This window comes from Vibrio sp. 1727, from assembly GCF_033344415.1.
Classification (GTDB): domain Bacteria; phylum Pseudomonadota; class Gammaproteobacteria; order Enterobacterales; family Vibrionaceae; genus Vibrio; species Vibrio alginolyticus.
In genome coordinates, this window is the sequence record NZ_JAWPOT010000421.1 from 1 (window position 1) to 611 (window position 611).

At 49.6% G+C, this 611-nt stretch carries 1 protein-coding gene; it reads left to right on the plus strand.

Annotated features, from left to right (window positions below):
- The coding region (locus R8O10_RS26100) for a uracil-xanthine permease family protein (RefSeq protein ID WP_318192081.1) at positions 1-611 on the plus strand (611 nt) is incomplete at both ends.

Consider the following 611-nt stretch of genomic DNA (forward strand, 5'->3'; position numbering starts at 1 on the left):
AGGTAAAACGGGCGACGGTGCGGTTCAGTTAGTAAATGGCGATGCTGCGGTCATTATCTCTGCTGTTTCACTGCTAACGACAATTGCACTTAGCGTGTTCGCAAAAGGGTTCCTAAAACTGGTTCCTATCGTGGGTGGTATTTTGGCGGGCTATTCAGTATCCCTATTCTACGGTGTGGTTGACTTTACACCTGTGGCTCAAGCAGCTTGGCTTGCAATGCCCAACTTCACCATGCCTGAGTTCAACATCAACGCGATTCTATTCATGATCCCAGTTGCAATCGCTCCTGCGGTGGAGCACGTGGGTGACATGTTGGCTATCTCAAATGTAACGGGTAAAAACTACCTGAAGAAACCAGGCCTACACCGCACTATCGCGGGTGACGGAATCGCGACAATTGCAGCATCAATGGTTGGTGCGCCGCCAAACACTACTTACAGTGAAGTAACAGGCGCGGTAATGCTGACCAAAGCTTTCAACCCTGTAATCATGACTTGGGCTGCCATTACCGCTATTGTTCTTGCGCTGGTAGGTAAGCTAGGTGCGATTCTGCAAACCATTCCTGTGCCAGTAATGGGCGGCATCATGATTCTTCTGTTCGGTTCTATCG